A 5841-nucleotide genomic window follows, 5' to 3' on the forward strand; every position below is an offset into this window, starting at 1 on the left:
GCGGTACCTGGTGCGGGGCGGACGCGTCGGCCTGCGGGCGTGGCGGTCGGACGAACTGGTCGAGCTGCCCGCCGGTGGCTGCCGGATTGCCCACCCGGGTGGGCCGGTCGATCCGTCCGAACTGTCGCGGTGGGTGCAGGACGATGGCGAGCTGCAGGTGGTGGTGGCGTCCCAGTCGACCACAGTGCTCGGGGTGGACGACGAGCCGGTGCAGGGCGACGTGATCGTCCGGCAGCGGGTTGGTGGACGGCAGTTCCGGGTCCGGGCCGACGGCTTCTGGCAGGTGCATCCCGGTGCCGCGCAGGCGTTGACCGAGGCGGTGCTGGCAGGGCTGCAACCGCGGCCGGGGGAGCGGGCCCTTGACCTGTACTGCGGCGTCGGCCTGTTCGCAGGCGCGCTGGTGGACGCCGGTTGCCGGGTGGTCGGGATCGAGGGCAACCGGGCCGCGGTCGGGCTGGCGCGCGAGAACGTGCCCGAGGCCCGCTTCCACGCCACCAGACTGGAACGGGCCGGCAAGAGGTTGCCGCCGCAGACCGACCTGATCGTGCTGGACCCGTCGCGCACCGGGGCCGGGGCCGCTGTCGTCCGCCGCCTGGCCGAGCTGGACGCCAAGGCGATCGCCTACGTGGCCTGCGACCCGGCGGCGCTGGCCCGAGACCTGGCGACCTTCGCCGAATCCGGGTATCGATTGCAGGGGTTGCGGGCGTTCGACCTGTTCCCGATGACCCACCACGTGGAGGCGGTGGCGGTCCTGACGAAGTGATCTTCGCGGCAGCCAGGGATGGATAGTGCTCGCGCAACGCGTGGGGCGTGCACTATTGGGCCGCATTGAGCGAAACTGCGCGCCGATCGCCCCCGACGCGGGCACTTTCCGGCTGCGGCGTCCAATACCGCTCACCGGCGCGTCGGGGGGACCCGGAAGGCCGTGCCCCGGCACCGTCCGGCACCGGGGCCCGATCCGCACCCGCAGAGCAGGGATCAGAAGGGCAGCGAGTAGTACTTGGTCTCCAGGTACTCCTCGATGCCGAGTTGGGAGCCCTCGCGTCCCAGGCCGGACATCTTGACCCCGCCGAAGGGGGCGGCGGCGTCCGAGATGACACCGGCGTTGATGCCGATCATGCCGGTCTCGATCTGCCGGGCCACCCGCATCGCGCTGCCGAGGTTCTCGGAGAAGACGTAGCCGGCCAGGCCGAACTCGGTGTCGTTGGCGATGTCGATCGCTTCTTGCTCGGTGGAGTACTTGATGATCGGCGCGAACGGCCCGAAGATCTCCTCCTGCAGGATCCGGGTGCCGGGCTGGATGTCGGCGATCACGGTGGGCTGCATGAAGTAGCCGGGCCGGTCCAGCGCGTTGCCGCCGGTGGTCACCTTGCCGCCCTTGTCGACGGCGTCCTGCACCAGCTCGAGCACCTTCTCGCGCTGGGCCGATTCGACCAGCGGGCCCACACTGACGTCCGGCTCCAGGCCGTAGCCGACCTGCTGGGCGGCCATCGCGTCGGAGAACCGCTTGGTGAACTCGTCGGCGATCGACTCGTGCACGATCAACCGGTTGGAGGCGATGCACGACTCGCCCAGGTTGCGCATCTTGGCGTCCATCGCGCCCTGCACCGCGACGTCGAGGTCGGCGTCGGGCAGCACCACCAGCGGAGCGTTGCCGCCCAGTTCCATCGACGAGCGCAGCACCCGGTCGGCGGCCTGCTTGAGCAACCCGATGCCGACCTCGGTGGATCCGGTGAAGGTGATCTTTCGCATCCGCGGGTCAGTGATCAGCGGGCCGGTGGTGGCTCCGGAGCGGTTGGTGGTGATGATGTTCACCACGCCGGCCGGCAGCCCGGCCTCCTGGAGCACCTGCGCGAACAGCAGCATGGTCAGCGGGGTCAGCTTGGCGGGCTTGCAGACCACGGTGCAGCCGGCGGCCAGCGCGGGGGCGATCTTGCGGGTGGCCATCGCCAGCGGGAAGTTCCACGGCGTGATCGCCAGCACCGGACCGACCGGCACCTTCTCGGTGTGGATCCGACGCCCGGACGAGGGGGCGATCGAGTTGTATCCCTCGATCCGGCAAGCCTGCTCGCTGAACCAGCGGACGTACTCATTGCCGTAGGCGACCTCGCCCAGCGCCTCGTTGAAGGTCTTGCCCATCTCCATGGTCATCAGCGCGGCGAACAGTTCCCTGCGCTGGTTGATCATGTCGAAGACCCGGCGCAGCAGCTCGGCCCGGTCGCGCGGCTTGGTGGCCGCCCAGCCGGCCTGCGCCTCAGCGGCCGCGTCCAGCGCCTGCATCGCCTGTTCGGGGGTGGCGTCGGCGACCTCGGCGAACGCCTCGCCCTTGGCCGGGTTCTCCACCGGGATCAAGTTGTCGGTCTGGACCCACTCGCCGCCGATGAACAGGCCCTTCGGCAAGGCCTCGAGGACCTGCTGCTCCAGTTGCTGTACGCGCTCAAACATTGCTGATCTCCTGAGTTGGTTTTCGTGTGCAGGTTGCTTGGGGGGGCCGGTCAGCCGGCCATGTAGTGGCCGCCGTTGATCGGCAGCACGATGCCATTGACGAAGGACGAGGCGTCCGAGCAGAGGAAGGCCACCACCTGGGCGACTTCTTCGGGACGCCCGTGGCGTCCCAGCGGCGTCTCGGCGGCCAGCACGTCGCCCTTCTCCAGGAAGGTCCGGGCGTTCATCTGGGTCTCGATGAACCCGGGCTGCACCACGTTCACCCTGATCTGGCGGCTGCCCACCTCGCCGACGATGCTCCGGGCCAGCCCGATGATCGCGGCCTTGGACGTGGCGTAAGCGGCCTTGCCGGGGCTGCCGCGTCGGCCGGCGTCCGACGAGAACAGCACGATCGAACCGCGGTCGGCCATCTGCGGCAGCAGTTCCCGGGTGAGCTGGAAGACTGCCCGAACGTTGATGTTCATCACGCGGTCCCAGTGCTCGTCGGACAACTGCTCGATCGGATCCCGCTCGATGATGCCGGCAGCCGGGACGAGCAGGTCGAGCCCACCCAACTGCTTGCGGACCAGCTCGCCGACCAGCCGCACATTCTCGACGACGGTGAGGTCACCGGCGAAGGTCTCGACCTGCAGCGCACCGGCCGACCGGCAGACCTGGGCGGTCTCGGCCAGCCGCTCGGCGTCCAGGTCAACGACCAACAGCCTCGTGGCTTCGGCAGCCAGCGCGAGCGCGGTCGCCCGTCCGATGCCGTTGGCGGCGCCGGTGATGACCGCCCGGCGGTGCGTCAGTTCCCAGTTCATCGATTACGGCCTCCTCGCCTCATGGATCCAGCTTAACCCGATCGCACCGTGATTTCACCTCGGCTGGTTGGCATCCAGCCCCATGATTGGATACAATCCAACAAGTTGTTCGACACGTGCAAGCCGTCGTCACCCTGGAGAGGTTAATGAGCCACGAAGAAGTGCTGGTCCCGTCGGTGCCCTGGAAGCAGGTGAGCACCACCCCCGACGACTGGGACGCCGCTGACCCGAAGCTGCTGCGGGCGATGCTGGTGCAGATGCAGATCATCCGCTCGTTCGAGGAGGTCGTGCTGAAGCTGTCGGCCGAAGGTGCCCTGCACGGCCCAGCCCACTCGAGCATCGGCCAGGAGGGCGGCGCGGTCGGTTCGATCATCGGCCTGCGTCCCAGTGACGCCGTCAACGGCACCCACCGCGGTCACCACCAGTTCCTCGCCAAGGGCCTGACCTACCTCAAGGGCACCGACTTCGATCCCGAGCGCCCGATGGACGACGAGGTGCACGCCTTCGTCAAGAAGACCCTCGCCGAGATTCTCGGTCTCGACCAGGGCTTCAGCCACGGCCGCGGCGGCTCGATGCACCTGCAGTGGAAGGAGGCCGGCAACCTCGGCACCAACGCCATCGTGGGCGGCGGGGTTCCACTGGCCAACGGCTCGGCGTTCTGCCAGAAGTACACCCAGGCCGAGAACCCGGTCGAGGGCGGCTCCGACATCACCGTCACCTACTTCGGCGACGGCGCGTCCAACATCGGATCCACCCTGGAGACGATGAACCTGGCCTCGGCCTGGAGCCTCCCGCTGTGCTTCTTCATCGAGAACAACATGTATGCGGTCTCGACCAATGTCTTCGAGGCCACCAACGAGCCGCGGCTGTCGGCCCGCGCCTCCGGCTTCGGCATGCCCGCCTGGCGGGTCGACGGCATGGACCCGCTGGCGGTGCACCTGGTCATGCAGCAGGCCGCCGAGCACCTGCGTTCGGGCAAGGGGTCGGTCGTCGTCGAGGCCGAGGTCTACCGCTACTTCCACCAGAACGGCCCGTTCCCCGGCAGCGCCTTCGGCTACCGCAGCAAGGACGAGGAGGCCGCGTGGCGTCAGCGCGACCCGATCCAGCGGGTCGCCCGCGAGCTCATCGAGCGCGGCCACCTCAGCCAGGAGGTCTTCGACCGGATGGTCGAGCAGACCGACCAGGTGATGCACGGTCTGATGGACGAGTTCACCGAGGCCGACCCCGAGTCGAAGCGGCCCCGCAAGCGGATCCGGCCCGAGCTGTGGCCAGACCCGTCCTTCGTCGACTTCGGCATCCGCGGCGACGCGTCCGAGCTCGACCAGCTGACGGTGCTTGAGGACGTGCAGGTCACCAACTGGCGTGAGGTGAAGTTCGCTGATGCCGCCGCCGACGTGATGCAGCGCCGGATGCAGACCGACTCGCGCTACGTGACCATGGGTGAGGACGTGCACAAGCTGAAGGGCGGCACCAACGGCGTCACCCGCGGCCTCAAGGCCGAGTTCGGTGACCGCGTCATGGGCACCCCGATCAGCGAGAACGGTTTCGCCGGGCTGGCCGGCGGCATCGCCATGGACGGCCGCTACCGCCCGGTGATCGAGTTCATGTACTCCGACTTCATGTGGGTGGCCGCCGACCAGGTCTTCAACCAGATCGGCAAGGCCCGGCACATGTTCGGTGGTGAGCACGGGGTGCCGCTGGTGCTGCGCTCGAAGAGTGCGATGGGCGCCGGCTACGGCTCACAGCACTCGATGGATCCGGCCGGCGTCTACGCCGCGCACCCGGGCTGGCGGATCGTCGCCCCGTCCAACGCGTTCGACTACGTGGGCCTGATGAACGCCGCGCTGGCGCTGGAAGACCCGGTGATGGTGATCGAGCACGTCGACCTTTACGAGAAGCTGGACCGCGTCCCGGCCGACGACCTCGACTACATCATCCCGCCCGGCACCGCGAAGATCCGCCGCGAGGGCAGCGAACTGACCATCCTGGCCTACCTGAACATGGTCGAGCTGTCACTGCAGGCCGTCGAGGCCACCGGGATCGACGCCGAGGTGATCGACCTGCGCTGGCTCGACACCGCGTCCATGGACTGGCAGACCATCGGGGAGTCGATCAGGAAGACCAACAACGTCCTGCTGGTCGAGCAGGGTTCGCCTGGCCCCGGTTACACCGGCCGGATCGCCGCCGAGATCACCGAACGGTTCTTCGACTACCTGGACCAGCCGGTGCAGCGGGTCTACGGGGCGCAGTCGACCCCGACGATCTCGAAGGTGCTGGAGCGGGCCGCACTGGCGTACCAGCCCGAGATCGAGACCGGCATCGCCCGCGTCCGCGAGAACCTGGGCCAGCAGGCCTGAGAGGAGACGCACAATGGCAACCGTCATCCTGATGCCGGCCGTGGTGGCCGACGCCGAGGACGCCGTCCTGACCGACTGGCTGGTCAGCGAGGGCGACCAGGTCACCAAGGGCCAGCCGCTGGCCGAGATCGAGACCGACAAGGCCAACGTCGAGGTGGAGGCCGACGTCGCCGGCACGGTGGGACGCCTGCTGGCCAGCCCGGCCGACCGGGTCGCGGTGGGCGCGCCGATCGCCGTCC

Annotated in this window: 5 protein-coding genes; 3 read left to right on the forward strand and 2 right to left on the reverse strand. The window is 68.7% G+C overall.

Features of this window, described 5'->3' with window-relative positions:
* On the forward strand, positions 1-763 hold a 763-nt coding region (locus WBL05_RS09580), incomplete at its 5' end, for a class I SAM-dependent RNA methyltransferase (RefSeq protein ID WP_424225493.1).
* Positions 764-978: 215 nt separating this feature from the next.
* Here WBL05_RS09580 and WBL05_RS09585 read toward each other — a convergent pair.
* Together WBL05_RS09585 and WBL05_RS09590 are read right to left on the reverse strand one after the other, a co-directional pair.
* On the reverse strand, positions 979-2445 hold the full coding sequence (locus WBL05_RS09585; RefSeq protein ID WP_424225495.1) for an NAD-dependent succinate-semialdehyde dehydrogenase: 1467 nt from the start codon (positions 2443-2445) through the stop codon (positions 979-981).
* 50 nt (positions 2446-2495) lie between these two features.
* Positions 2496-3245: an SDR family NAD(P)-dependent oxidoreductase gene (locus tag WBL05_RS09590; RefSeq protein ID WP_424225496.1), complete on the reverse strand. Its 750-nt coding sequence runs from the start codon at positions 3243-3245 to the stop codon at positions 2496-2498.
* Positions 3246-3391: 146 nt separating this feature from the next.
* Here WBL05_RS09590 and WBL05_RS09595 point away from each other — a divergent pair, with 146 nt between their 5' ends.
* Together WBL05_RS09595 and WBL05_RS09600 are read left to right on the forward strand one after the other, a co-directional pair.
* A complete protein-coding gene (locus WBL05_RS09595; RefSeq protein ID WP_424225498.1) occupies positions 3392-5602 on the forward strand; it encodes an alpha-ketoacid dehydrogenase subunit alpha/beta in 2211 nt (736 codons plus the stop codon).
* Positions 5603-5615: 13 nt separating this feature from the next.
* On the forward strand, positions 5616-5841 hold a 226-nt coding region (locus tag WBL05_RS09600; protein WP_424225499.1), incomplete at its 3' end, for a biotin/lipoyl-containing protein.

Origin of the sequence: Brooklawnia sp., assembly GCF_049651565.1 — a bacterium.
Taxonomy (GTDB): domain Bacteria; phylum Actinomycetota; class Actinomycetes; order Propionibacteriales; family Propionibacteriaceae; genus Brooklawnia.